Annotated in this window: 26 protein-coding genes, 1 other RNA gene and 1 pseudogene; 14 read left to right on the top strand and 14 right to left on the bottom strand. The window is 62.1% G+C overall.

The features are described 5' to 3' along the window. Positions 1–37: 37 nt before the first annotated feature. Positions 38–1,660, bottom strand: a complete 1,623-nt coding sequence (locus VW35_RS18110; RefSeq protein WP_052951853.1) for a hybrid sensor histidine kinase/response regulator — start codon at positions 1,658–1,660, stop codon at positions 38–40. A 156-nt stretch (positions 1,661–1,816) separates the two neighbouring features. Between VW35_RS18110 and mscL the strand changes: the two genes are divergently transcribed. Together mscL and VW35_RS18100 are read left to right on the top strand one after the other, a co-directional pair. Further along, complete coding sequence (mscL, locus tag VW35_RS18105) at positions 1,817–2,254, top strand: large conductance mechanosensitive channel protein MscL (RefSeq protein WP_200896912.1); 438 nt, start codon at positions 1,817–1,819, stop codon at positions 2,252–2,254. Between the two features lie 261 nt (positions 2,255–2,515). Further along, positions 2,516–3,151: a response regulator transcription factor gene (locus tag VW35_RS18100; RefSeq protein ID WP_046144456.1), complete on the top strand. Its 636-nt coding sequence runs from the start codon at positions 2,516–2,518 to the stop codon at positions 3,149–3,151. Between the two features lie 161 nt (positions 3,152–3,312). Here the strand turns inward: VW35_RS18100 and VW35_RS18095 are convergent, their stop codons facing one another. Then, entirely contained in the window at positions 3,313–4,176 is an 864-nt protein-coding gene (locus VW35_RS18095) for an LOG family protein (RefSeq protein WP_046144455.1), read from the bottom strand. Between the two features lie 69 nt (positions 4,177–4,245). Here VW35_RS18095 and VW35_RS18090 point away from each other — a divergent pair, with 69 nt between their 5' ends. The 6 genes and pseudogenes from VW35_RS18090 to recR all read left to right on the top strand — a co-directional run bounded on the left by VW35_RS18090 (position 4,246) and on the right by recR (position 8,989). Further along, positions 4,246–5,127 (top strand): DUF817 domain-containing protein, encoded by an 882-nt coding sequence (locus tag VW35_RS18090; protein ID WP_046144454.1) that lies wholly within the window; start codon positions 4,246–4,248, stop codon positions 5,125–5,127. Positions 5,128–5,130: 3 nt separating this feature from the next. Next, positions 5,131–5,703, top strand: a complete 573-nt coding sequence (locus VW35_RS18085) for a pseudouridine synthase (protein ID WP_046144453.1) — start codon at positions 5,131–5,133, stop codon at positions 5,701–5,703. A gap of 232 nt (positions 5,704–5,935) precedes the next feature. Continuing rightward, positions 5,936–6,031, top strand: an RNA gene (gene ffs / locus VW35_RS21135) — signal recognition particle sRNA small type. 107 nt (positions 6,032–6,138) lie between these two features. After that, positions 6,139–7,965, top strand: a pseudogene (locus tag VW35_RS18080) (DNA polymerase III subunit gamma/tau); the annotation flags it as partial. Then, complete coding sequence (locus VW35_RS18075; protein WP_046144451.1) at positions 7,962–8,285, top strand: YbaB/EbfC family nucleoid-associated protein; 324 nt, start codon at positions 7,962–7,964, stop codon at positions 8,283–8,285. The pseudogene VW35_RS18080 and the gene VW35_RS18075, both read left to right, overlap by 4 nt. A gap of 113 nt (positions 8,286–8,398) precedes the next feature. After that, on the top strand, positions 8,399–8,989 hold the full coding sequence (recR, locus tag VW35_RS18070) for a recombination mediator RecR (protein ID WP_046144450.1): 591 nt from the start codon (positions 8,399–8,401) through the stop codon (positions 8,987–8,989). A 154-nt stretch (positions 8,990–9,143) separates the two neighbouring features. On the opposite strand, the gene VW35_RS18065 is transcribed toward recR, so the two are convergent. The 3 genes from VW35_RS18065 to VW35_RS18055 form a co-directional block, all read right to left on the bottom strand. Continuing rightward, entirely contained in the window at positions 9,144–10,577 is a 1,434-nt protein-coding gene (locus VW35_RS18065) for a HAMP domain-containing sensor histidine kinase (protein WP_046144449.1), read from the bottom strand. 3 nt (positions 10,578–10,580) lie between these two features. After that, positions 10,581–11,252: a response regulator transcription factor gene (locus VW35_RS18060; protein ID WP_046144448.1), complete on the bottom strand. Its 672-nt coding sequence runs from the start codon at positions 11,250–11,252 to the stop codon at positions 10,581–10,583. A 167-nt stretch (positions 11,253–11,419) separates the two neighbouring features. After that, on the bottom strand, positions 11,420–12,958 hold the full coding sequence (locus VW35_RS18055) for a Do family serine endopeptidase (protein WP_046144447.1): 1,539 nt from the start codon (positions 12,956–12,958) through the stop codon (positions 11,420–11,422). Between the two features lie 211 nt (positions 12,959–13,169). On the opposite strand from VW35_RS18055, the gene VW35_RS18050 reads away from it, so the two are divergent. Further along, entirely contained in the window at positions 13,170–13,391 is a 222-nt protein-coding gene (locus VW35_RS18050) for a hypervirulence associated TUDOR domain-containing protein (RefSeq protein ID WP_342017752.1), read from the top strand. Positions 13,392–13,561: 170 nt separating this feature from the next. Here the strand turns inward: VW35_RS18050 and VW35_RS18045 are convergent, their stop codons facing one another. Then, positions 13,562–14,986 carry a DNA recombination protein RmuC gene (locus VW35_RS18045; protein WP_052951852.1) on the bottom strand — a complete coding sequence of 475 codons (1,425 nt, stop codon included), beginning with the start codon at positions 14,984–14,986 and terminating at the stop codon, positions 13,562–13,564. 134 nt (positions 14,987–15,120) lie between these two features. On the opposite strand from VW35_RS18045, the gene def reads away from it, so the two are divergent. Next, entirely contained in the window at positions 15,121–15,636 is a 516-nt protein-coding gene (gene def / locus VW35_RS18040) for a peptide deformylase (protein WP_046144445.1), read from the top strand. A 49-nt stretch (positions 15,637–15,685) separates the two neighbouring features. Continuing rightward, complete coding sequence (fmt, locus tag VW35_RS18035) at positions 15,686–16,609, top strand: methionyl-tRNA formyltransferase (protein ID WP_046144444.1); 924 nt, start codon at positions 15,686–15,688, stop codon at positions 16,607–16,609. On the opposite strand, the gene VW35_RS18030 is transcribed toward fmt, so the two are convergent. Beyond that, on the bottom strand, positions 16,602–16,835 hold the full coding sequence (locus VW35_RS18030) for a hypothetical protein (protein ID WP_052951851.1): 234 nt from the start codon (positions 16,833–16,835) through the stop codon (positions 16,602–16,604). The two genes, fmt and VW35_RS18030, sit on opposite strands and share 8 nt — an antisense overlap. An 11-nt stretch (positions 16,836–16,846) precedes the next feature. Here VW35_RS18030 and truA point away from each other — a divergent pair, with 11 nt between their 5' ends. Next, entirely contained in the window at positions 16,847–17,593 is a 747-nt protein-coding gene (gene truA, locus VW35_RS18025; protein WP_046144581.1) for a tRNA pseudouridine(38-40) synthase TruA, read from the top strand. Between the two features lie 135 nt (positions 17,594–17,728). Here the strand turns inward: truA and VW35_RS18020 are convergent, their stop codons facing one another. The 5 genes from VW35_RS18020 to VW35_RS21685 all read right to left on the bottom strand — a co-directional run bounded on the left by VW35_RS18020 (position 17,729) and on the right by VW35_RS21685 (position 21,128). Continuing rightward, positions 17,729–18,292, bottom strand: a complete 564-nt coding sequence (locus VW35_RS18020) for a hypothetical protein (protein WP_046144442.1) — start codon at positions 18,290–18,292, stop codon at positions 17,729–17,731. Positions 18,293–18,308: 16 nt separating this feature from the next. Next, positions 18,309–18,854, bottom strand: coding sequence for a hypothetical protein (locus VW35_RS18015; protein ID WP_046144441.1), 546 nt, complete (start codon positions 18,852–18,854; stop codon positions 18,309–18,311). Next, complete coding sequence (gene dapE, locus VW35_RS18010; RefSeq protein WP_046144440.1) at positions 18,851–20,005, bottom strand: succinyl-diaminopimelate desuccinylase; 1,155 nt, start codon at positions 20,003–20,005, stop codon at positions 18,851–18,853. Before dapE ends, VW35_RS18015 begins: the two co-directional genes overlap by 4 nt. Positions 20,006–20,007: 2 nt before the next feature. Next, positions 20,008–20,850: a 2,3,4,5-tetrahydropyridine-2,6-dicarboxylate N-succinyltransferase gene (dapD, locus tag VW35_RS18005; protein ID WP_046144439.1), complete on the bottom strand. Its 843-nt coding sequence runs from the start codon at positions 20,848–20,850 to the stop codon at positions 20,008–20,010. Between the two features lie 110 nt (positions 20,851–20,960). Then, positions 20,961–21,128, bottom strand: a complete 168-nt coding sequence (locus tag VW35_RS21685; RefSeq protein ID WP_161796943.1) for a hypothetical protein — start codon at positions 21,126–21,128, stop codon at positions 20,961–20,963. Positions 21,129–21,340: 212 nt separating this feature from the next. Here VW35_RS21685 and uxaC point away from each other — a divergent pair, with 212 nt between their 5' ends. Together uxaC and glpK are read left to right on the top strand one after the other, a co-directional pair. After that, complete coding sequence (gene uxaC, locus VW35_RS18000; protein ID WP_046144580.1) at positions 21,341–22,759, top strand: glucuronate isomerase; 1,419 nt, start codon at positions 21,341–21,343, stop codon at positions 22,757–22,759. 89 nt (positions 22,760–22,848) lie between these two features. Beyond that, entirely contained in the window at positions 22,849–24,345 is a 1,497-nt protein-coding gene (gene glpK / locus VW35_RS17995) for a glycerol kinase GlpK (protein ID WP_046144438.1), read from the top strand. Positions 24,346–24,349: 4 nt separating this feature from the next. On the opposite strand, the gene VW35_RS17990 is transcribed toward glpK, so the two are convergent. Together VW35_RS17990 and pdxH are read right to left on the bottom strand one after the other, a co-directional pair. Continuing rightward, entirely contained in the window at positions 24,350–25,177 is an 828-nt protein-coding gene (locus VW35_RS17990; protein WP_046144437.1) for a DUF1499 domain-containing protein, read from the bottom strand. 92 nt (positions 25,178–25,269) lie between these two features. Further along, positions 25,270–25,905, bottom strand: a complete 636-nt coding sequence (gene pdxH / locus VW35_RS17985; RefSeq protein ID WP_083983000.1) for a pyridoxamine 5'-phosphate oxidase — start codon at positions 25,903–25,905, stop codon at positions 25,270–25,272. Positions 25,906–25,979: the final 74 nt, after the last annotated feature.

The following is a 25,979-nucleotide window of genomic DNA, read 5'->3' as shown; positions in this document are numbered from 1 at the left end:
ATTTTAAACAACGGTCGGTGCTTCGGCGCCGGCCTTTTTATTTGGCGCGGGTGGAGCGGACCGATTGGTTCGCAAGGCCACTGATGGTGGCGCGCAGCGCCGCAGGTTTGACGGGCTTGGTGACGACGGCGATGCCGCGATCTTCCGCCAGCGTCCGTACCGCTGGGCTGCGGTCGGCCGTGACGAGCGCTGCGGGAAGGTGCCCGCCAAGGTTGTGCCGCAGCCACTCGATGGCATCGAGCCCCGATGTCTGATCGAGGTGATAATCCATCAAGACTAGATCGGGATACCAGCCTTCCAGCAAGCGCTCCCGATCGATTTGCTTGAGAGAGAGCGCAACGCGCACGTCGCAGCCCCAATGTTCGAGAAGCCCCTGCATGGCCTCGAGAATGGCCCGCTCATTGTCGACGCACAGCACCTTGAGATTGAGCGTCCCGAAATTGCCTTCCGGGGAGGGCGAAGAACCAGCGGGCGTCACCTTGGCATTGCGCACGAGGGGCAGGTAAACCGAGAACCGCGACCCGCGGCCCTCGCGGCTGTCGAGTTCGAGCGTCAGATCGAGCGCGGCGACGAGACGCTGGACGATGGAGAGCCCCAGGCCCAGCCCCTGCGCCATGCGCGCGGCGCGATCGAGCCGGGAAAACTCGGCAAACACCAGTTTGTGCTGATCGCGATTAAAGCCGATGCCGGTATCGACGACATCGAGCCGCAGCCGGTTGCCGCGCCGCCGCATCCCCACCAGCACTCGCCCGCCGGCCGGCGTATATTTGATGGCGTTGGACACAAGATTCTGAACGATGCGCCCGACGAGCGCGCGATCCGCCATGACCGATGCGGCCGTCGGGATGATGCGCAAGGAGACTTCATGCTCGCGCGCGAGGGGGGCAAATTCCACCTCGATCCTGCGCAGCAAATCCTGCCCGGCGACGGGCACGGGCGCAGGCTTGAGGACGCCGCTATCGATGCGCGAAATATCGAGCAGCGCGGACATGATCTCTTCGACCGCCGTGAGCGAAGCTTCGATCGATGTCGCCAATTCGGCAAAGGCGGTGGATTTGGCCCGTTCGATCAGCGTCGAGGTATAGAGTCGCGCCGCATTCAGGGGCTGCAGCAGATCGTGGCTGGCAGCGGCGAGAAAGCGCGTCTTGTCGTGATTGGCGGCATCCGCCTTGGCGCGGGCGACTTCGAGTTCGGAATTAACGCGGGTCAGCGCCTTGGTGCGCTCTTCGACCCGACCTTCAAGCGAAAGGTTGACACGTTCGAGTTCCTGCTCGGCGCGGACGCGCGCCGTGACGTCGGAAAAGGTGATGGCAAGGCCGCCATCGGGCAGGCGGCTTGAGTGAAACTCGAGCGCCTGGCCGCCATTGCCCATCCGCTGCGTCACGGTCATCGGCGCCTCGGTCAAAATCCGGATACGGTCGATGGCAAGATGCGCCGGATCGCCCGGACCCATATCGCCGCGCTCGGACAGAAAAAGCGCAATGTCGAAAAGCGCCGTTCCCGGGCGGGTAAGATCCTCGGGCAGGGCCAGGAGGAGATTGTACCGGTGATTGGATACAACGAGGCGCATCCCGGCATCGAAGACGGCGATGCCCTGCGGCAGGTAATCGATGGCAAGCCGGAGGCTGGCCGTGCCATCTGTCAATGCATGGGTCATCATCAGCTTAACCGCTCCACGCCCTGCTTATCCCCTCGGTATCTTCCCCATGCAAGGCCGACAGAGGTCCCATTGCCAAAGCGCTCAAGCTCGGGAATGCTGGCTATCCCGTTTCGGCGGCCGCCGGAGGGATCAACCAAGCTGGAGGGCATTATGAGCGTGATGAAGGAATTCCGCGATTTCGCGATCAAGGGCAACATGATCGATCTCGCTATCGGCGTGATCATCGGCGCGGCGTTCGGCGCCATCGTTTCTTCGATCGTCGACGATATTTTCATGCCGCTGATCGGGCTGATCATCGGTGGCATCGATTTTTCCAACCTCTTTGTGGTTCTGTCCAATCCGCAGAACGTGCCGGTGCCTTCTGTCGCCGCCGCCAAAGCCGCGGGCGTGGCAACGCTCAATATCGGCCTCTTCATCAATGCCGTGGTCAAGTTCGCCATTATCGCCTTTGTCCTGTTCCTCGTCGTCAAGGCGATCAACAGCCTCAAGCGCGAAGCGGCCAAAGAGCCGGTGCAGACGACCCCCGCCCCCACCAAGGAAGAAGTGCTGCTCACCGAAATCCGCGACGCACTGCGCGCCAACCCGCGCGTTTGAGGAAGTTTCGGGCGGGCGATCCTCTCGCCCGCTTGACCTCCTTGCTAGGATCGATATCATAAGAATCGTCGATCATAAGAAAAAATACCTAGTTACTAGGTAATAATACTTAAGTATTGTATCCAAATCGAACGGCACGATCACCTAGAGCAAACTACCGGGGTGAGTTTGGGACGGGGGGCGGCGGACCAGTTTCTCCGCCGTCATGCGGCTCCAGTCCCAAGGGTTGATAGGCGAACCTGCCAAAGAGGCTTGGGCACGATGAGCGACGACACGTATTACCACTCTTTTCTCAACCGCGATCGCATCATCCATATCGTGGATGACGATCCGGTCATGTGCGAAGGGCTGAGCGTATTGTTCCGGCTGGAGGGATTTCAGACCATGTTTTCCCTTGAAGCGGCGCAATTTCTGGCTTCGCTCGAGCGGCGGCGTACCGATGTCGCCATCGTCAATCTTTCCATTGGCGGGGAAAGCGGGCTCCCGCTGCTGCGCCGGATAAAATCCATGCACAATGGTACGCCGGTGGTCATGCTCGCCAATTCTCCGCAACTCGACGCGGCGGTAACGGCGATGAAGCTCGGCGCCACCGATGTGGTACCCAAGCCGATCGATAGCGAGCACCTCCTGACCATCGTGCGCGATGCGCTGCGGCGCGACGTGCATCTGGGCGCCATGCAGGGTGGGCGGCGGCCCGTGGAGGTGCGCGGCTTTTCCCAGCTGACCCCGCGCGAGCGGGAAGTGCTGCAATTGATCACCAATGGCCAATCCAACAAGGAAGCCGGGCGCGAACTCGGCATCTCCCCGCGCACCATCGAGGTGCACCGCGCGCGCGTCATGGAAAAGCTCGGCGCCAAAAATACGGCCGATCTGATGCGCATCGTGCTGACGAGCTGATCCTGTCGGCGCGTGGCGCGCTCAGCGCCCGGATGTAGCGAATGCTGATCCGCCCCCGCCATCATCCTCGGGCTCGACCCGAGGGAACTTCGCTTCGTGGTCGAGTCGTAAAACCCTCGGGTCAGACCCGAGGGTAACGATCAAGCGGACTGGCAGAAGAACTATTCCGCCGCCCACTCTGGCTTTGGCATCTCGGGCAGCTGGTAAAATTCGCGGATCACCGCCCAGCCTTCATCCGCCGTATCGACAATGTGGAACAGCTCGGGATCGGTGGGCGAGATCGTTCCGGCCTCGGCCAGCGCCTCGAAATTGATGACCTTTTCCCAAAAATGACGGCCAAAGAGCAGCATCGGCACGCGGTCCATGCGCCCGGTCTGCACGAGGGTCAGCGTTTCGAAGAATTCATCGAGCGTCCCGAAGCCGCCTGGAAACACCGCCACTGCCTTGGCGCGCAGCAGGAAGTGGATTTTTCGTGTGGCGAAGTAGTGGAAATTGAACGAGAGATCGGGCGTCACATAAAGGTTCGGCGCCTGCTCGTGGGGCAGGACGATGTTGAGCCCGATCGAGGGCGCACCCATATCGGCGGCGCCGCGATTGCCCGCTTCCATCACGCCCGGCCCACCGCCGGTGACGACGACGAAATCCTTGAAGTCGCTCGCCGCCGAAGTTTGGCTCGCGAGCCGCGCAAAGTGGCGCGCTTCGTCGTAATAGCGCGAGGCTTCTTCGAGATTACGCTTCTGCGTTTCGTTCTTGGCGGCCCATGCTGGCTTTCCGGGCTCGGGAATACGCGCGCCGCCAAACAGCACGACGGTCGAAGTAATGCCGCGCTCGCGAAGGCGCATCTCGGTCTTGAGATATTCGAGTTGGAAGCGGATGCCGCGCGTATCTTCCGAGGTCAGGAAATCATCGTCGGCAAAGGCGAGGCGATAAGCGGGGTTCTCGGTTTGCGGCGTCTGCGGCGCCTTCTTGGCGACAGCAATATCCTGCTTGGAGGTGCGCAGCGATGTCGGGTGGCGTCTGGCCAAAAGGGCGTCTCCGTTCCGAACCGGGATGGGTGGCGCCACAATTCGGCGCATTTGATGAGGGCATAACCAGTGCCGCGCAGCGGGGCAAGGGCGGAGGGCGCCATTCACTTCACGAGTGTGGAAGCAAGGATCGACGCGGCTGCCCGCATCTTGCTGTCACGCCTGCCACGCGGTCGCCTTGCCGATGGCGCCGTCGAATTCCTGGTTTTTGGTTTGAAACAAGCCTGGGCCTGCCTATTTGGCGCTCTGGTGCTGGGCATGATCCTTCTCACCCGGCTCTGGTGGCCCGAGATTGGGCTCAATCGCTACGACGCCTGGTTCCTCGCCGCTCTCGCTATTCAGGCCGGCATGATTTTCTTCCGTCTCGAAACGCTCGATGAAGCCCGCGTCATCCTCATCTTTCATCTCGTCGGCACGGGCATGGAAGTGTTCAAGACTGCCGTCGGCTCCTGGGTCTATCCCGACGATGCCCTTTTCCGCATTGGCGGCGTGCCGCTCTTTTCCGGCTTCATGTATGCCTGCGTCGGCTCCTACATGGCCCGCATCCAGCGCATCTTCGACATCACCTTCACCCGCTATCCGGCTGTCCCAATGACCGTGCTTGTGGCGCTCGGCATCTATGTCAATTTCTTCGCCCACCACTATTTCTTCGACTTCCGCTGGTTGCTCTTTGCCGCGGTGGTGGTGCTCTATCGGCGTAGTTTCATGCACTACCGCGTCTTCCGTTTCCGGCACCGCATGCCCATGCTGCTGGCCTTTCTCCTTGTTGCGCTCTTTATCTGGATCGCGGAAAACATCGGCACCTGGAGCCGTGCCTGGATCTATCCGAGCCAGGCCGATGGCTGGGCGCTGGTCGGTTGGGAAAAGCTCGGATCGTGGTATCTGCTGATGTTGATTTCGGTGGTGCTGGTCACCCTCGTCCACCCGCCCCGACCCTATGAGAAGGACTGACCCTTGCCGCGCCTCATCCTTCTCAACAAGCCATTCAACGTCCAATCGCAGTTTTCCGGCGGCGAGCCGGGCGAAACGCTGGCAAGCTTCGTGCGCGTGCCCGGCGTCTATCCGGCCGGCCGGCTCGACAAGGACAGCGAGGGCCTGCTGCTTCTGACCGACGATGGCCAGCTGCAGGCAAGAATCTCCTCGCCGAAATTCAAGCTCCCAAAAACCTATCTCGTCCAGGTCGAAGGCATTCCGGACGAGGGAGCACTCGAAAAGCTGCGCAATGGCGTCACTCTCAAGGATGGCCCCACCCTGCCTGCGCAGGCAAGGTTGATCGACCCACCAACCCTTTGGGAACGCAACCCGCCGGTGCGCTTCCGCAAGAGCGTGCCCGATAGCTGGATCTCGCTGACCATTACCGAGGGCCGCAACCGTCAGGTCCGCCGCATGACGGCGTCCGTGGGGTTCCCGACGCTGCGCCTTGTGCGCTGGCAGATCGGGGATTGGACGCTGGACGGGCTAGCGCCTGGGGAGTGGCGCGATGCGCCGCTGCCGAAGGCAGGTCAAGGTGCGCGGGGGAGCCGATAGAGCTGCGGGCGTGCGTCAACCCCTCCCATCCTCCCCCTTGATGGGGAGTGTTCACCCTGGACCCGAACGGCGTTTCCAATTTCCACCTGACACCCTGGTTGGGAAGGCATTGCTATCGACGGTCCAGAGTGCACTTAATGAGGGCGGCGAGGAGGGGGGCAGCAAGCGCGGCCTGTTCACGGACGAGCAGAAGGTCTTGCACTCCGCCCGATAAATCAGCATATACACCCTCGGGAGGTTGGCGCGGACGTGTTCCTCGCCAACCGGGTCAGGTCCGGAAGGAAGCAGCCCCAACGAGATCCTCACGGGTCGATGCCAGCCTCCTACTTCAATTCCCTGTTCGAATCCGGTGTTTTCGTCCGCATGCTTTTGCGGGTTGCGTGCCATTGCCCTATGGTTACGCCATGACCTCATGCAGATTCCACCAAGCACCGGCAATGGAGGGCAAAAATGGCTGACGCTCAGACCACGCCCTATCTGGTGCTGGCCCGCAAATATCGCCCGCGCGACTTCTCGACCCTGGTCGGGCAGGATGCCATGGTGCAGACGCTGGGCAATGCGTTTGCGCAGAACCGCATCCACCACGCCTTCATCATGACCGGCGTGCGCGGCGTGGGGAAGACCACTACCGCGCGCATTTTGGCCCGTGCCTTCAACTATGAAGACGAAAACGGCCGCCGCCCGACGCTCGATCTCGAAAAGGAAGGCATGCACTGCCGCGCCATCATCGAGGGCCGGCATGTCGACGTCATCGAAATGGACGCTGCGTCCAATACCGGTATCGGCGATATCCGCGAGATCATCGACTCGGTCAAATATGGCCCGGCTTCGGCGCCCTATAAGGTCTATGTCATCGACGAAGTGCACATGCTCTCGACGGCGGCCTTCAATGGCCTCTTGAAGACGCTCGAAGAGCCGCCGCCCTATGTCAAATTCATTTTCGCGACGACCGAGATCCGCAAGGTTCCGATCACCATCCTGTCGCGCTGCCAGCGTTTCGATCTGCGCCGTATCCCGGCCGATATCATGACCGGCTATCTCGAAAAGATCCTTGGCCAGGAAGGCATCGCGTTCGAAGCCGATGCATTGGCCATGATCGTCCGCGCGGGGGAAGGCTCTGCCCGCGATAGTCTCTCGCTGCTCGACCAGGCTATCGCCCATGGTGGCGGCACGGTGACGGCCGCGACCGTCAAGACCATGCTCGGCCTCGGCGATCGCGCCCGTATCATTGATCTCTTCGAAGACGTGATGGGCGGCCGCGTCGCCGAAGCGCTGACCGCTTTGCGCGAACTTTATGATCTCGGTGCCGATCCGCAGACGCTGCTCGCTGACTTGGCTGAATTTACCCATCTCGTCACGCGCATAAAAGTCGTGCCTGCGGCGGCAGATGACGCCTCGCTGACCCCGGACGAAAAGAGCCGTGGGCGCGATCTTGCCCAGCGCCTGCCGATGCGCGCGCTGACCCGCGCCTGGCAGATTCTTTTCAAGGGCAATGAAGAAACCGCCCGCGCCGGCAATGCGCTGCAGGCGGCAGAAATGACGCTGATCCGGCTCGCTTATGCGGCCGATCTGCCAAGCCCTGACGAAGTCATTGCCAAGCTTTCGGGCCAGGTGCTCGCCAATGCGCCGCTCAGTCCACCTGCACCTCGCGGCCTCCCATCCGGCAGTGGTGGGGGCGGTGCCTCGGCAGCGCGCATCGAAACGCCGCTGTCGGTGGCTGAGCCCCAGCAAATGTCTCGGCCGCAGGCCATCGTCACCACCCAGCCACAGGCCCTCGCATCAGTCCAACCCCAGGTCGTTGCGGCGCAGCCGCAGGTTGCCCCCGTGCAGCAGCCCGCTCTGGCAACGGTTGCAAGCTATAAAGACCTGATCGCCCTCGCGACCGCCAAGCGTGATGTGCTGGTCAAGCTCGCGCTCGAATCCCAGATGCGCCCCATCTCCTTCGAGCAGGGCCGGATCGAGGTGGCGCTGGCCGAAAATGCCGATCCCGGCATGATCGCAACGCTATCGGCGCGCCTCCAGACTTGGACGGGTCAGCGCTGGCTCGTCATGGTTTCGACCAAGCCGCCCGAAGGGATGACCATCCGGCAGGAGCGCGAGCAGCGCAAGGTCGAGGCGACAGCGGCAGCGCACGAGGATCCGCTCGTCAAAGCCATTCTTGAAACCTTTCCCGGGGCCAAGCTCGTTAACGTCACCGTGCGCGACGACGAAGCCGCGCCCGCAGAAATCGCCCCCGCACCAATCGAAGAGGACGACGAATGAAAGACATCATGGGCATGATGAAGGCCGCCAGCGAAATGAAGGGCAAGATGGAGGCCATGCAGGCCGAACTTGCCGACATGGTCGTTGAAGGCCGCTCCGGCGGTGGCCTCGTCACCGTGGCGCTCTCCGGCAAGGGCGATTTGAAGGGTCTCAAGATCGATCCATCCCTCGCCAATCCGTCCGAAATCGAAGTGCTCGAAGACCTGATCGTTGCTGCGTTCAACGACGCCAAGGGCAAGAGCGAAGCCGAAGTGCAGCGCAAGATGAGCGAAGTCACTGCCGGCCTGCCGATTCCGCCCGGCATGAAGTTTCCGTTCTAAAACTCTCCCAACCTCAGCGTCATCCCTGCGAAAGTGGGAATCCCGTTCTGAGATCCCCGCTTTCGCGGGGATGACGCCGTGGCTGTTTCAACCTCTGAGCCAAGTCGCAAAACATGTCCGGCGGACCTGAAATCGAGCAACTGATCCAGCTTCTGGCCCGCCTTCCGGGCCTCGGGCCGCGTTCGGCCCGGCGCGCTGTGCTGCATATGATCAAGAAGAAGGAGCAGCTCATGCTGCCCCTTTCAGCCGCGCTCGATCGCGCTGTTGCCGCCGTCCGCACCTGCGAGATTTGCGGCAATGTCGATACGGCAAGTCCCTGCTCGATCTGCTCCGATCCGCGTCGCGGCGAAAGTGGAATCCTGATTGTCGTCGAAGACGTGTCCGACCTCTGGGCGCTCGAACGCGCCGGGGCAGGGCAGGTGCGCTATCACGTGCTCGGCGGTGTTCTATCGCCGCTCGATGGCATCGGGCCCGATGATCTCAATCTCGATAGTCTGGCGCGCCGGGCAGGGGATTATTCGGAGATCGTGCTGGCGATGAATGCAACGGTCGATGGCCAGACGACCGCGCATTACATTACCGACCGGCTGGGGCCGGGGGCGAAGGTAACGCGCCTCGCCCATGGCGTGCCGATTGGTGGCGAGCTCGACTATCTTGACGAAGGGACCTTGAGCCAGGCGCTGCGGGCGCGGACACAGATTTAGCTTTCGCCACCGTTGAGTGCCGCGTTACCACCCCCGTCACCGTTCTTCCCTCTGACTTGATCCGAGGGCCTATTGGGGGGCACAAGCGATGTGGCTTGGTCAAAGACCCTTGGGTCAAGCCCGAGGAAAGAACCGTGAGCGCGGCGCGCCGCCGTCATGCCTCAGGCAGTTCCAACACCGCCCGAACCCCCGGCCCATTGTCCTCGATCCTGAACGTCCCGCCGTGCAGCCGTGCCACGGCGTTGACGAGTGCCAGCCCCAGGCCTGAGCCCGGTTCCGAGCGGCTCTTTTCGAGCCGAACGAACCTCTCGAGCACGCGCAGGCGATCGGCCTCGGGGATTCCCGGCCCATTATCGGCGACGATGATATCGACCTGCCCGCCCTGGCGCTTGAGATCTACGGTAATTCTGCCCGCGCTCCCATCTTCGGGCTTGGCATATTTCATCGCGTTTTCAAGCAGGTTCACCATGGCCTGGCCGATCAGTTCACGATTGGCCTTGAGCATGACGCCATCCGCAACCCTGGTCTCGATGACGATGCCTTCGTCTTCGGCGACCGGCGTATAAAGTTCGGCCATATCGGCGACGATCGCGCTGACGTCGATCTCTGACAGCGCGCCGGACGGCGCTCCGGCCTCGACGCGCGCGATCATCAAAAGGGCATTGAATGTCTCGATGAGCTTGTCGCTTTCCGCGATGACCGTTTCCAGCGCCTTCTCCTTGGTTTCCGGTCCGGCCGTGTCACGCAGCGCGCCCTCTGCCTGGTTGCGAAGGCGGGTCAGCGGGGTCTTGAGATCATGTGCCACGTTGTCGGTGACTTCCTTGAGCCCCTTCAAAAGCTGTTCGATACGGTCGAGCATGGCGTTGAGATTGCGCGCCAGCCCATCGAATTCGTCATTGCGCTTGGTGATCGGCACGCGCTCGGAGAGATTGCCCGACATGATCTTGGTCGACGTATCGCGAATGGTATCGATGCGCTTAAGCACGCGCCGTGCCGTTAGTCCGCCGGCAAAGATCGAAAAGACAATGATGCCGACGACGCCGACCAGAAAACTCTGGAGGATGATGGCCGAATAGCCGCGCCGCTCGACGACGTCGCGTCCGACGACAAGCCGCATGCCATTGTTGAGTTCCACCGAGCGCACCAGCGCAACGCCGCCGCGCTTGGGCGGATCGGGCGGGCCTGCAGCTGGGCCTCCCGGCGGCCCGGCTTCCGGCCCCAAGGGGTCTGGCCGGTCATAGTCAAAACTATAGACGCCGGGATCGATCAGCACATCGGGCGGCACCTGGGTCATATTGCCGAGAAGATATTGCCCTGACGCATCGCCAAGAAAATAGACCCCCGGCCCCGGTTGGTTCGAGAGGCGATTGAGCGCGAAAGCGAGCGCGCGAATGCCTTGCGTTGCTTCGATGCGCTGAAAGAGGCGCACTTCGCGGTCGATATCGTCGGCCTGCTGGCGCTGGATTTGGACGCTCGATTGCCAGCCGATGAAACCCATCAGCAGAATGGCAAAGAGCACGAAGATGGCGATGAAGGTAGCGGTCAGGCGAACCGTCGAGGTGCGCCAGACCTGCGCAAAACGGCTCAATTGCTACTCGCGGATCATATAGCCCGCGCCGCGCACGGTGTGGAGGAGGGGCGTGTCGTGGCCCTTGTCGATCTTTGAGCGCAAGCGCGACATGTGGACGTCGATGACATTGGTCTGGGGGTCGAAATGATAGTCCCAGACATTTTCAAGCAGCATGGTGCGCGTAACGACCTTGCCGGCGTTCTTCATCAAATATTCGAGGAGGCGAAATTCGCGCGGCTGCAGCAGAATGGATTCGCCATCGCGTTCGACCTTGCGGCTGAGCCGATCAAGCGTGAGGCCCGCAACGCTATAGCTCGTCGCCGCTTCCGCCGGGCTAGAACGTCGCGCAAGGACTTCGATCCGCGCCAGAAGCTCGGTAAAGGCATAGGGTTTGGTGAGGTAATCGTCGCCGCCCGCGCGAAGTCCGGTGACGCGATCGTCGACTTCGCCCAGTGCGGAAAGGATCAGGACGGGCGTCTTGTCGCCCTCAGCCCTGAGGCTTTCGACAATGGAAAGACCATCGCGCCGCGGCAGCATGCGATCGACGATCAAGACGTCGTAATCCATGCCCGAGGCCATGGCGTAGCCGGTTTCGCCGTCGGCAGCGTGGTGGGTTACGTGGCCGGCTTCGTCCAGCGCCTGGATCAGATAGCTGGCCGCTTCGCGATCGTCTTCAATCAATAAAATCTTCACGCCGACGCTCCGCGCTCGTCACCACTAGACCTAGGGCACAAATGCGACGGCGAAAAGCGCGCACCCACCCCTTGCTTGAAAAACGGCTCCGGGGAGTGATCCCGGAGCCGACAGAAGCGCTGGGGGCGGGAGGGAGCCACCCCCGAAGCGCAACTCTGAAGAGAGGCTTAGCCCTCTTCGTTGAGCGGCAGACCGATGAAACGAGCTTCACCGTCGCGGGCGACCTTGACGAGAGCTGTTGCAAGGCCCTTGCCCTGGACCGCGGAGATAGCGGCTTCGAAATCGGCGACCGAGTTGATCGGCTTGTTGTCGATTTCCTGCACGACGTCCCCGACGGCAAGGCCACGCTGGGCGGCAGCGCTATCGGGCTGCACGTCCTGGATGAGGAGACCACCCGAGCCATCGCCATTTGGAACCAAGGTCAGCCCAAGCATCGAGGTGCTTTCCGGCACATCAGCCGGGGGCGTCGGTGCGTTCGGCGCAGTCTGGCCGGCGTCTTCCTTGAGCTGTGTCAGCTTGACGCTGAGCTTTTGTTCGGCGCCATCACGCCAGATGGTCAGCTCGACGGTCGAATCCGGGGCCTTGCCGGCAATGGTGCGGCTCAGGTCAAGCGCGTCATCGATGCTGTCGCCATCGACGGCCGTGATGATATCGCCGGACTTGACGCCTGCTGCACCGGCCGGGCCATCGGCTGCCGGTTCACGCACGATCGCGCCCTTGGCCGTGGGGAGGCCAACGCTGTCTGCGATGTCCTTGGTCACGTCCTGGATGGAGACGCCGAGGTATCCGCGGGTGACCGTGCCGCTGTCGATCAGCTGGTTGACGATCTGCTTGACGGTGCTTGCGGGGATAGCGAAGGCGATACCCACATTGCCGCCATTGGGCGAATAGATGGCGGTGTTGACGCCCACCACTTCACCCTTAGTGTTGAAGGCAGGGCCGCCCGAGTTGCCGGTGTTGACAGCAGCGTCGATCTGAAGGAAGTCGCCATAGTTCGATCCGCCGATATTGCGGCCGGAACCGGAGATCACGCCCACGGTCACGGTACCACCAAGGCCGAACGGGTTACCCACGGCAACCACCCAATCGCCAACGCGGCTCGGGGTGTCCTCGAAGGTGACGAAGGGCAGGTCCTTGCCTTCGATCTTGAGGACGGCAAGGTCGGTGCGTTCGTCGGTGCCGACGACGGTCGCGACCTGTTCGGAGCCATCGTCAAAGATCACGGTGACCTTGGTGGCGTCCTGCACGACGTGGTTGTTGGTCACGACATAGCCGTCAGCCGAGACGATGAAGCCCGAACCGGCTGCCATGAACTGACGCGGCTTGGCTTCAGCACCGGGGCCACCCTGGCCGCCGCCGAACTGGTCGAAGAAATCGCGGAACGGATGACCTTCGGGCAGGTCGGGGAAGTTAAACTGGAAGTCGCGACCGCGCGGGCCGCCGGGGCCAGCAGGAGCGCCGGGCCCGGCGGGTTCGGTCGCTTCAACGAGAATGGAGACCACGGCGGGCTTGACCGCCTGGACGAGGTCGGCAAAGCCCTGCTGGTTCACTGTGGGAACAGCAATCTGGGCGACATTGCGCACCTGAGCATTGGCAGCCTGACCCGTCAGCACGAAGGCTGTGGATACGCCGCCGACACCGACCAGAAGCGCGAGGGCCGAAGCACCAAGCCAGCGGCGCGTACGCGAAAGAAGAGTGGGACGCATAAGGAATAGTCTCCTTCGAAAAAGCTCTCAACAGCTTGTGGGCCTAGATATGGAACGTCCCGCCTTTCTGTGAAGTTGCGCCGACATTAAGCTTTCGCAATGTTGGCGGCAGCTTTGCGGCGACGGTGGTCGCTGGCGTTATACGCTCGTGATCGGCCGGCAAGGAACGTTTCCTCCAGCCTCCTCATTTCCACGGAAAATGGAGATGAAAATGGCATTTCGCAAAGGCTCGAAAGTCACTTGGAAGTGGGGCTCGAGCAAAGCCGAAGGTAAGATTGTCGAGCGCTTTACCGAAGAGGTGACCAAGACCATCAAGGGCACCAAGGGCACCAAGGTAACGCGCGAGGCAAGCAAGAAAGAGCCGGCTTTCCTTATAGAGCAGGACGACGGCGATAAGGTACTCAAGAGTAAGAGCGAATTGTGCGCGGCTTAGGGGAGGTTGGTCAGCGGCGCTGATCACCGTTGTCAACTCACGCCCCAATCGTCACCACCCGGCTTGTCCGGGTAAACCATGCGGAGGCAAGATGGATTGCCCGGGCAGGCCGGGCAATGACCGTGACATCGGATTGAAGAGCACGCTGTCAATCAGCCTGTATTTAGCGCCTAATTCCGATCCCCCGGCTCCTCGCCCACCAGCCGCAGCGTCGGTTGCTCGTCGCTCCCGCCATCCCAGCCAGCCGGCAGGCTCTTGGCCGATTTCGCGCCGAGCTCCCGCAGCATTTCGACCTGCCGCACGACATTGCCGCGGCCGGTCGAGAGTTGATCCTTGGCCTTGGCAAAATCCTGGCTCGCGCGCTCGATGCTCGTGCCGACCTTATCCATGGTCGAGAGGAACCCAGCCACCTTTTCGTACAACGCCCCTGCGCGCTCCGCGATTTCTTCGGCGTTCTGATGGCGCTTTTCGATGTCCCAGACATTGCGCACGGTGCGCAGCACCGTCATCAGCGTCGTCGGCGTTGTCAGCATGACACCCTTGCCCATGCCGAATTCGACGAGTTTTGCGTCGTGCTGGATGGCCGTCGCGAGCGCGGATTCGATGGGCACGAACATCATCACGTAATCAAGGCTCGATTTCGCGGCGCGATGATAGCTCTTGTCCCCCAGCGTCGTGATATGCCCGCGCACGGAAGTTATGTGGGCCCGCAGATGCTGGTCCCGATCGAGCTCAGAGCTGTTCACGAAGGCCTCGAACGCCGTCAGCGAGACTTTGGAGTCGATCACCAGCCGATCGCCATTCGGCATCAGGATTTCGACATCGGTCCGGACGCGCTGCCCTTCCTCGCCGCTATGGCTCTGCTGGACGAAATACTGCTCCCCTTCGCGCAGGCCCGATTGTTCCAGGATCGTCGAGAGGATCATTTCACCCCAGGCGCCCTGGGTCTGCGAACTGCCCTTGAGCGCCCGCGTCAAATTCTGCGCTTCGGTGGTGATCTGCAGATTGCTCTCGGCCAGCGCGCGGATGCGCTCGCCCATGGCGGAGCGATCTTCGACGAGGTTCTTGTGAAACTCGGTGATCTTGTCCTGCAGCGGCTTCAGAAGCGTATCCACCTGCTCGCGGTTCTGCCGCGTAAACGTCTCGCCATGACTTTTCAGTACGTCGCCAGCAATGGCCTTGAACTCATCGGTCATCTGCTGGCGCGCGTCCATGAAGCGCTTGAGGTTCGCTTCGTTTTGCCGGCTCTGTTCATCGAGACGGGTCCGCATGGCGGCCAGTTCGGCCATCAGCCCGCTCGATTTTTCCCGCTCGCTGTCGAGCAAATCTGCCGCCCGTTCGCGCTCGCGCGCCAAGGCGAGGTCGAGATCACGAATGCGCATATCGCGCTGCGCGATCTGTTCAAGGAAACTCGTCTTGAGATTGTCGCTGGCGATCCGCGCCGCATCCTCTGCCCGCTCGGCATTGGTCCGCGCATTGCCCACCAGCAACACGAAGGCGAGGCCCACCACCAGCAGAAAGCCGATCGCCAGCGCGAGACCCAGGGTCACCGGCACCGAGCCGGCCACAAACAAAATCGTGTCGAGTTCACTCATGCGCCTCAGTCTAACCGATTCTTCCGTTCTTAAAATGTTCTATTCTGCTCTGGGTGCAATCGTGCTCCGCAGTTGACCGATGCGCCTCAAGACGCCATATCAGCACCAAATCCAGATATCGCCGGACCTTTGCCATGGCCATCCGCCCTATTCTCATCATTCCCGACGCGCGCCTGCGCGCCGTTGCCGATCCGATCGTCGAGGTCGACGAAGAGATCAAGACGCTGGCCAAGGACATGCTCGACACCATGTATGACGCCCCGGGCATCGGCCTTGCCGCGCCCCAGATCGGGGTGATGAAGCGCATCGTGGTCATGGATCTGGCGGGCGAAAAGGAAACCCCTCAGCCGCTCGTCATGATCAATCCCGAGATCACCCATTTCGGCGAAGAAATCCAGGTGACCGAAGAAGGGTGCCTGTCGATTCCCGAGCTTTATTACGAAGTCGAGCGCCCTTCGACGGTGACGGTGAAATATACCGATCTCGACGGCCAGGAAGTCACCAAGGACGCCGATGGCAAGCTCGCCGTCTGCATCCAGCACGAACTCGATCACCTCGATGGCGTGCTCTATATCGACTATCTCAGCCGTTTGAAGCGCGACCGGGTGATCAAGAAGTTCGAAAAGCAGGCCAAGCTCGCCGCGCGATAAGAATTTTTCCCCGCGCTGGCGTGGGGAGAACTGCCCAGGAGTAAAGCCAATGCGCGTCGTCTTCATGGGCACGCCCGAATTTTCCGTGCCGACGCTGACCGAGATCGTTTCGGCGGGCCACGAAGTGCTCGCCGTCTATACGCGTGCGCCAAAGCCGGCCGGCCGCGGCCAGGCCGAGCGAAAGAGCCCGGTGCATGAAGCGGCCGAAAGTTTCGGTATTCCGGTCTTCACGCCCAAGAGTCTCCGCAATGAAGCCGAGCAGGCTCAGTTCGCCTCGCTCGGCGCCGATGTCGCCGTGGTCGTCGCCTATGGCCTGATCCTGCCCAAGCCCATTCTCGATGCGCCCCCCGAAGGCTGCCTCAACCTCCACGGCTCGCTTCTTCCGCGCTGGCGCGGCGCTGCGCCCATGCAGCGCGCTATCATGGCTGGGGATAAGCAAACCGGCATCGTCGTCATGAACATGGATGAAGGCCTCGATACCGGCGCCATGGGCCCGACTGAGATCATCCCCATCGGCCCCGACATGACAGCGGGCGAACTCCATGACCAGATGATGCGCCTCGGCGCGGATCTCATGGGCCGCGCCCTCGCAGCGCTCGAACGCGGCAGCCTCGATTTCACGCCCCAGCCCGAAGCGGGCGTCACCTATGCGGCAAAGATCGAAAAGGCTGAAGCCAAACTCGATTTTTCAAAGTCGGCCGAAGAGGTCCATAACACCATCCGCGGCCTCTCGCCCTTCCCCGGCGCTTGGTTCGAACTGGAACTAGCGGGAAAACCGACGCGGATAAAGGCCCTGCGCTCGACGCTTGCCACCGGCAGCGCTGCGCCCGGTAGCCTGCTCGGCCCCGACCTCACCATCGCCTGCGGCACGGGCGCCGTCCGCCTCACCCAGGTGCAGCGCGAAGGCAAGGGCGCCATGGACGCCGCGACGTTTTTGCGCGGGGCAGGGCTGTTGCCGGAGCGAGTCAGCTAAGGGCGAATGCCTTCCGCAGGATTGCGACCAACGCCTCGGCGCCCTGGCGATCTAGCTGTATACTTTGAGACAGTTTGCCAGGAAGCTCACGATCGGCCCGGCCATACGTGTTGATCTGCACAAACCCTTTGCCGTCTCGATCAAAGGTGGCGTACCTAGCTTCAACTTCTTCGTGGAGTTGGTAGCGTTCGCCGTCTAGCTTTTTGAATTCTCGAACAAGTGCCAAAGAGCCCTCCCATAAACCGATTTAGATATAAACTCACCCTCGAATATGACGGAACCTCCTTATGCGGCTGGCAGCGTCAGGCCGATCGGATGAGCGTGCAGCAGGCTCTCGAAGAAGCCATTTTTCGGTTTTCGGGCGAGACGGTCGTCACCCAGGCCTCCGGCCGCACCGATGCCGGGGTTCATGCGCTCGGCCAAGTGGTTCACTTCGATCTCTCGACCGACCGTGACCCATTTCGCGTGCGCGAGGCGCTCAACTATCACCTGCGCCCACATCCTGCGTCGGTCCTCACTTGCGAAACCGCGCCCGACACCTTCGAGGCCCGCTTCTCCGCCCTCGCGCGGCACTATGAATACCGCATCCTCAATCGCCGCGCCCCGGCAGCACTGGAGCGGCATCAGGTCTGGCACGTGCCCGTGCCGCTCGACGCCGACGTCATGCACGAGGCGGCCCAGAAAATCCTCGGTCGCCACGACTTCACGACCTTCCGCTCCGCCGAATGCCAGGCCAATTCGCCCATCAGAACCCTCGACCATTTCGCCGTGCGCCGCGAACTGGACCATGTGATCGTCACTGCCAGCGCCCGGAGTTTCCTTCACCATCAGGTGCGCTCGATGGTCGGCTCGCTCAAACTTGTGGGTGAAGGCAAATGGAGCCCTGCCGATTTTCGCGCCGCGCTCGACGCTGCCGACCGCAGCCGCTGCGGCGCCATGGCGCCCCCGACCGGGCTTTATTTCGTCAGGGTCGACTACCCTTAGGGCTTTTCAACTGAGACCGTCGTCACCACCCGGCTTGTCCGGATGGTCCATATCACGGCGATGTGGATTGCCCGGATAAGCCGGGCAATGACGATTGGACTGGCATGATGCAAGACTATTCTTTGAGGGCATGCCTCAAGGCATCGGCGGAGCCGGCAGGAAAATGGCAATGAGGCCCAGGGCCAGGAATACGCCAACCGCCTGCGACACGAACAGCAGTGCGATCTGCATCGGCGCGAGGGTGACGATAAACCGGCCTATATTAATGAAGGTCAGAAGCGCGATCACGGCGATGCCGAGCAGCAACACCATGCCGACTGGCCCGAAAACCGTCGAAATCAGCAGCAGCACTGCGGAAAACAGCGTCACCCAATTGCTGGCAACGAGATAGGGGATGAAGCCATCCTGCCGGCCCATCTGGCGCAGCACGATATAGGCCATTCCGGCCTGGGTGAGAAACAACACGCCATTGACGACCACAGATTGCGTCGCCGTGCCGGGCGGCAGCGCCAGGCCGAGCACGAGGGGGCCAAAGGCGGCGAGCAGGATCGCCACGAGGGCGGCGATCAGGCTGCCGACAAGGCCGCGCTGGGAGAAATCGAAGAAAGTCGACGAATCACGCTTGCCCGTGATGAGGGCAACGCAGCCCCGGATGGCATTGGCGGCTTCGTCGAAGAAGGGCGAATTAGGCTGTGCCAAAGGCTATGGTCTCGTCTCAAGGTGTGGGCGCGGCCACCGGGCCTAGCAGCATGTAGAGCGTCACAGGCAAGCCGACAAGCAGGACCATGGTCAAAACCGAAAAGGCCGCGCTAACCCCGATGTTCCATTCTGCCGCCCGCCGGCCGAGAAAGAACAGCAAAACCGCAAGCCCGATCCATAGCGCCACCAGCACCGGCCCGGCAATCAGGGACAAAATAGTGCCCAGGATCAGATAGGCGATAAGCGCATAAATGCCCGGCACCAGCATCTCGAATAGGCTTGCGCTGGTCGGCACCGCCCGGCGGGTCGCGAAAATCGCCGCAAGAAGCGCGAGGATCGACAGGCTCTGCACGAGTACGGCAATCACGAGCCCGAAAAGGCTCGGCATGCCGACATTGGCCGAGGCAAGTGCGATCGAAAGCAGCGCAAAAAACAGGAACAGTACAAGCGCCGTCGTCAGCCCTGCCGAGGAAATGGCAAAGAACCGGCGCCAGTCGGTATCGCCGCGCACCAGCCCGACCCAGCCGGTGATCGCATTGCGCAGCGCGGCAAAAATCTTCATGACATATCCACCGCAAAGAACCGACCCATGAAGGTTTCATAGATCGCCGTCAGACCCACGAGATCGGTGATGGCGATATGTTCGTCGGCCTTGTGCATGGAGGGCCCGACCAGCCCACATTCCACCACCGGCCCGTATTGGGCGATGAACCGCGCATCCGAAGTGCCGCCGCCGGTCGAATAATCCGGCCGGCGCCCGGTCACATCCTCGATGGCGTCCGACAGCGTGTCGATGTCGTCGCTGAGCGGAGAGAGGAAAGACCGTGAAGGGACGCCTGACACCTGGAAGGTCACCGCGCATCCCTTGGCGTCGACCGACGCGATTTGGGCACGAACCCAGTTCGCCAGTGTTTCGGGCGTCCAGGTGTCATTGTAGCGGATATTGAATTTGAGCGTTCCCGCGCCTGGGATGACATTGCCGGTCGGATTGCCGACATCGACCGTCGTCACTTCGAGATTGCTGGCCGGGAAATGCTCGGTGCCGTCATCGAGTTTGGTCGTGCTCAGCGCTGTCAGGATTGCCGCAAGTACCGGCAGCGGATTGTTGGCCTTGTGCGGATAGGCCACATGCCCCTGTACGCCCTTTACCGTCACGACGCCGGAAAACGAGCCGCGCCGCCCGATCTTGATGCTGTCGCCCAGCGTCTCGGCCGAACTCGGCTCGCCCACCAGCGCAAAATCGAAATGGTGGCCATTGTCCGCCATCCAGCGCACCAGCTTTTCGGTGCCGTTGATGGCGTCGGCCTCTTCATCATTGGTGATGGCGAGCTGGATCGTTCCGGCACTTTCGGGAATGGCCGAACAGGCCGCGACAAAGGCCGCGACGCCCGATTTCATATCCGCCGCGCCGCGTCCAAAAAGCTTTCCATCCGTCACGCGCGGCACGAAGGGATCACTCGTCCACTGCTGGAGATCGCCGGGCGGCACGACATCGGTATGCCCGGCAAAGAGCAGCGTGCGCCCACCCGTCCCGCGCGTCGCAAAGAGATTATCGACGGGATAAGACCCTTCGCCCTCAAAGCGCAGATGCGTCACCGCAAAGCCGACCGCTTCCAGCTCCCGCCCCAAAAGCTCCAGCGTCCCCGCAGCCTCCGGCGTTACCGAAGGGCAGGCAATCAGGCGCTCGAGCAGGTTTTGCGGGTTGATGGTCATGTTCAGTCGCGGAGGAGTTCGTTGATACCCGTCTTCGAGCGCGTTTGTGCGTCGACCGTCTTGACGATGACAGCGCAATAAAGGCTCGGGCCGGGTGTGCCATCGGGCAGCGGCTTGCCGGGGAGCGAGCCGGAGACAACGACGGAGTAGGGCGGCACCTTGCCCATATGCACTTCGCCGGTCGCGCGGTTGATGATCTTCGTCGAAGCGCCGATGAAGACGCCCATGGAAATCACCGAGCCTTCGCCGACGACGACACCCTCGACGACTTCTGAGCGTGCTCCGACAAAGCAATTGTCTTCAATGATCGTCGGATTGGCCTGCAGCGGCTCGAGCACGCCGCCGATGCCGACGCCGCCCGACAGGTGCACGTTCTTGCCGATCTGGGCGCAGGAGCCGACTGTCGCCCAGGTATCGACCATGGTGTTTTCATCGACATAGGCGCCAAGATTGACAAAGCTCGGCATCAGGATGACACCCTTGCCGATAAAGGCCGACTGGCGGACCACTGCGCCCGGCACGCTGCGAAAACCAGCAGCGCGATACTGGTTCTCGCCCCAGCCGGCGAACTTGCTTGGCACCTTGTCGAACCAATTGGCCCCGCCCGGCGCGCCTTCGATGAGCACATTGTCATTGAGGCGGAAGGACAGCAGCACGGCCTTCTTGAGCCACTGGTTGACCTGCCATACGCCACCAACCTTTTCGGCTACGCGCGCCTGCCCGCTATCGAGCAAATTCAGCGCCGTTTCCACCGCCTCGCGCACTTCGCCCTTGGTCGAAAAATTGACCTCGGCCCGGTTTTCGAAAGCGGTCTCGATGACGGCGGACAACTGGGCGTGCGACATGGCGGCTCCTCAACAAAATCTGGCGCGGACCATAGCGGCAGAGGGCCTTGTGTCAACTTCAATGGCGGGTTTGACGGCTGAAGAAATCGCCGCTCTGAATAGTGTGAAAATCAGAACGCCTGGGTGAGCAGTGCGCCGGCGATCAGCACGAGGCTCAGCGCGGCAATGCCGGCCGCCACCAGCATCTGGCGGGCGCGCTGCACATGGGCGCTGCGCTGCACGGCAATGCGCACCTGGGCAATGTCGGGCGTTCGGGAACCGATATCGAGATTGGCCATGCTTACCCCTCATGTCGCGGTGTCGACCACGCGCTTACGATTGGGCAGCCGCCTTGAAAGGGCTGTTTCTCACCCGGTACGCAAGAATACGCTCGTGCGCGGCAGGGGCGAATGACGCACTGAAAATGCGGTTAATTTGTCTTAAATTTTCACAAGCCCCGTCTTGTATGGAAGATGTTGAAACCAGCTGTCGAACATGGCACAACCGGATCATGACCCACCCAGCCCATCTCCATCCCGATCGCCTCTTCCCCGCTTCCGAGCCGGCTCGCAGCGTTGCGCGCGAGCTTTATCCGGCGGTCAGGGACCTGCCCATCGTCAGCCCCCATGGCCATACCGATCCGGCCTGGTTCGCGGGGAATGCGCGGTTCTCGACGCCGACGGCGCTGTTTCTGACCCCGGATCATTACGTTCTGCGCATGCTGCGCAGCCGGGGTCTGAGCTATGATGCGCTGGGCATCCCGCGCAAGGACGGCAAGTCGATTGAGACCGATGGCCGCGCGGCATGGAGGCTCTTTGCGTCCAACTATCATCTCTTTGCCGGCACTCCGTCGAAGACCTGGATCGACCATTCGCTCCATGCCGTCTTCGGCATCACCGAAGAACTCTCCGCGGCAACCGCCGACAGCATCTATGACGCGATCGACAGCCAGCTCGGCACGCCGGAGTTGCTGCCGCGCGCCATTCTCGACCGCTTCAATGTCGAGGTCATCACCACCACCGAATTCGCACTCGACAGGCTGCCGCATCATCATTCGATGGAAGCGGACGGCTATCTTGGCCGCGTGCGCACCACCTATCGTCCCGATGACGTCACCAATCCCGAGCGCGCCGGGTGGATCGATCGCATCAGGGAATTTGCCGAGCTGACTGGGGAGAATATTTCGACCTGGAATGGCCTCCTGAACGCGCATCGCCGTCGCCGCGAATTCTTCCGCCGCTTCGGCGCCGTCGCAACCGACCATGGCGTGCCGACGGCACAGACGGCCGATCTTGCCCCGATCGAAAAGCAGGCGCTGCTCGATCGGCTCCTCACCGGCCAATATAGCAACGAAGACGCCGATCTTTTCCGTGCGCAGATGATGACCGAAATGGCGGGCCTCGCGGTCGAAGACGGTCTCGTCATGCAGCTTCATGCCGGCGCCCGCCGCAACACCGATCCATCGCTTCTCGCCGAGCGCGGCGCCGATCTTGGCGCCGATATCCCGAGCCGGGTCAATTATGTTGACGGCCTCCAGCCCCTTCTCGCCCGCTTTGGCAATGAGCCCAATCTCCGTCTCATCATGTTCACGCTCGACGAAACCAATTATGCCCGCGAGCTGGCGCCCATGGCCGGCTTCTGGCCCTCGCTGCTGATCGGCCCGCCATGGTGGTTCCACGATAGTCCACAGGGCATCCGCCGCTATCTCGATCAGGTGGTCGAAACGGCCGGCTTCTATAACCTTGCAGGCTTCAACGACGACACGCGCGCGCTGCTCTCTATCCCCGCCCGCCACGACGTCTGGCGCCGCGAGGTCTGTGGCTTTCTCGGTCGCTGGGTTGGCGAAAACCGGCTCAGCAAGTCGAGCGCCGAGGAAATCGCCCGCCACCTCAGCTATCAGGCCGCCAAGGACGCCTATCGCATCGCCTGACCTGCGCCCAAAAGGTTTGCTTGCAGCCCAGTCTTTCGTAAAAGGATGCGGCCGAAGAAGCCCCGAGAGCTTCGCAAGAGGAGAATGTGATGAGCGGTTTTGTGCTGGCGATCGATCAGGGCACGACCTCGACCCGGGCCATCGTCTTCGATGGCGCCCGTAAGGTCGTCGGGGTCGGCCAAAAAGAGTTCGCCCAGCACTTTCCGCAGGATGGCTGGGTCGAGCATGATCCAGAGGAAATCTGGCAAAGCGTCGTCTCGACCATCAAGACTGCCTTCTCCGAAGCCAGGGTGACGGCCAGCGACGTCGCCGCCATCGGCATTACCAACCAGCGCGAAACCGTCGTCATCTGGGATCGGGCAACCGGCGAGCCCATCCACAATGCCATCGTCTGGCAGGATCGGCGCACCGCCTCGACCTGCGCGGCGCTCCGGCAAGAAGGTCACGAAGCGCTGTTCACCGAGCGCACCGGCCTGCTCCTCGACCCCTATTTTTCCGGCACCAAGGTCAAGTGGCTGCTCGATAATGTCGAAGGCGCGCGCGCCCGGGCCGAAAAAGGCGAGCTGGCCTTCGGCACCATCGACACCTTCCTCGTCTGGCGCCTCACCGGCGGCAAGGTGCATGCCACCGACGCCACCAATGCTGCGCGCACATTAATGTTCGACATCGCCCGCAATGCCTGGGACGATGAACTGCTCACGCTCCTTGCCGTCCCCAGGGCAATCCTGCCCGAGGTCAAGGATTGCGCCGGAGATTATGGCGTGACTGAGCTCTTCGGCGCTCCCATTCCCATTCTCGGTGTGGCCGGCGATCAGCACGCCGCGACGATCGGCCAGGCCTGTTTCGATCCAGGCATGGTCAAGTCGACCTATGGCACCGGCTGTTTTGCCGTTCTCAATACCGGCAAGGACATGGTGCGTTCGCAAAATCGTCTTCTGACCACCATCGCCTATCGCCTCGATGGCAAAACGACCTACGCGCTCGAAGGCTCGATCTTCATTGCCGGCGCAGCGGTGCAGTGGATCCGCGATGGTCTCAAGCTCGTGCGCCAGGCGAGCGAAACCGGCCCCTTGGCGCGCTCTGCCGATCCCAGCCAGCACGTCTATATGGTGCCCGCCTTTGTCGGGCTCGGCGCGCCCTGGTGGGATGCCGAGGCGCGCGGCGCCATTTTCGGCATTACCCGCAATACCGGCCCGGCCGAAATCGCCCGCGCCGCGCTCGAAGCGGTCTGCTACCAGACACGCGACCTGCTCGAAGCCATGCGCAAGGACTGGACGGCAAGCAGTACCGATACAGTGCTGCGCGTCGATGGCGGCATGGTTGCGTCTGATTGGACCATGCAGTTCCTCGCCGATCTCCTTGATGCCCCGGTCGATCGTCCGACCATTCTTGAAACCACGGCGCTCGGCGCGGCCTGGCTGGCGGGCATGAAGGCCGGTGTCTGGCCCGGCATGGACGAATTTGCCGCCGGCTGGGCGCGGGACCGGCGCTTCGAGCCGGCGATGGATGCTGCCGAGCGGGACGCCAAGGTAGCAGGCTGGAACGATGCGGTGCAGCGCACGCTGACGCGCCGGGCCGCCAGCTGACCGCCTACTGCGCCTGACCCTCGACGGCCGGCGCGGGCTCTTCGTCTTCGGCGGGTGCCGGCTGGTTTGCAGTGGGGTTGTCGCGCAGCAGCGTCGTCACTTCGTTGTCGAGCGCGATCATGAAATTCTCGATGCGCGTGCCGTTCGAGCCAAAATCGTGCGGCGCATTGATCGAGGCCGAACGCATGTCGACGGAAGAGCCGCCGGTCCTCGTTGAAACTCGGATCACCGCCTCCTCGGTCCAGCCGGGAATGGTGACGATGCGGGCATTGATCCGGCCCGGCGTGCCATCCGCGCCAGGGTCGCGGCTGAGGCGAATATCCCAGCCTTCCGCATCGGCCAGGCGGGTGACGATGGCAAAAAGCTGCGTTGGATCGAGCGGATAGGTGCGCGTCGTAGCATTGGGAAAGACCCGCGCCTGCTCCTCCGCTGAAAGCAGTTTTGGCGGCGGCATCTGCGCCGTATCGGGCAGGAAAAGAAGCGGCAATTCGCCTCGGGGCACCGTAGCGATATCGGTCACCGGCGGATAGGTCGCGGCCAGGTAGCCGTAATAGGTAAAGGGCGCCATCGAGAAGAGCCCGAACAACAGGCCCAGAAGCGCGCTGCCCCAACCCTGATCGCCCGAGTACCAGAGCCGCACAAGCGCCAGGAGCGAGACCAGAATGGCGATCGCCGCCAGCGCCATGGCCCCCAGCGCCACGATGAAGAAGCTCGGCGAATCGATCAGCTTGAGATGGTGCATGCCCACCGGCAAGACGACGAGCGGCACCGCAAGGCTGCCAAGCCGGCGCGCCCAGATGGCCGTTTTCGACGTTCTGATCAGGATGCGCACGAAGAGTTCATTCCCTTGCTGGCGCTCAGTTCTAGGAGGAAGGTCTTTGGATTGTTTTAAACGTTCCGGCCCCTCGAACGGGTTGCACCATCTCAGGGATAAAGACGCGTGCTCTCCCAGGGGGCCTCGAACCCCTCGCGGGTGAACCGGACCCGGTCGTGGAGGCGGTATTGCCCGTCCTTCCAGAATTCGATCGCCAGCGGACGAAGGCGGAAACCCGACCAGTGCGGCGGCCGCGGCACCGGACCGTCACCGATCGTTTCGGTCAATTTTTCAACCCGCTCGACCAGCTCCTGTCGGCTCTCGAGCGGACGCGATTGCAGCGAGGCCGAGGAGGCGATCTGGCTGCCGCGATGGCGCGAAGCGAAATAGGCGTCCGCTTCCGAAGGCGTCACCACTTCGACCGGGCCGCGCATGCGGATCTGGCGGCGCAGCGACTTCCAGTGAAACATCAGCGCGGCCTGCGGATGGGCCAGGAGTTCACGCCCCTTATCGCTTTCGAAATTGGTAAAAAAGGCAAAGCCGCGTTCGTCCCGCGCATTCATCAGCACCATGCGCACATCCGGCACGCCGGATGGGTCGACAGTTGCGACGGCCATGGCGTGGGGATCGTTCGGTTCGCTCTCCTCTGCCAGGGCGAACCACTCCTCGAATATGGCAAAGGGATCGAGATCGGCGCGGTCGCCATCATCGAAAAGGCGTTCGGTCAGCGTCTGCAGCATCGTCATATTTCCCGCGCTTTGACGCCCCCAAAACTGGACAAGCCGGGGGGGCATCGCCATATAGGACTTCAATTGTGAGC

The sequence above is a fragment of the Devosia soli genome, assembly GCF_000970455.1.
GTDB classification, from domain to species: Bacteria; Pseudomonadota; Alphaproteobacteria; order Rhizobiales; family Devosiaceae; genus Devosia; species Devosia soli.
This window is presented reverse-complemented; position numbering and strand designations above follow the sequence as displayed.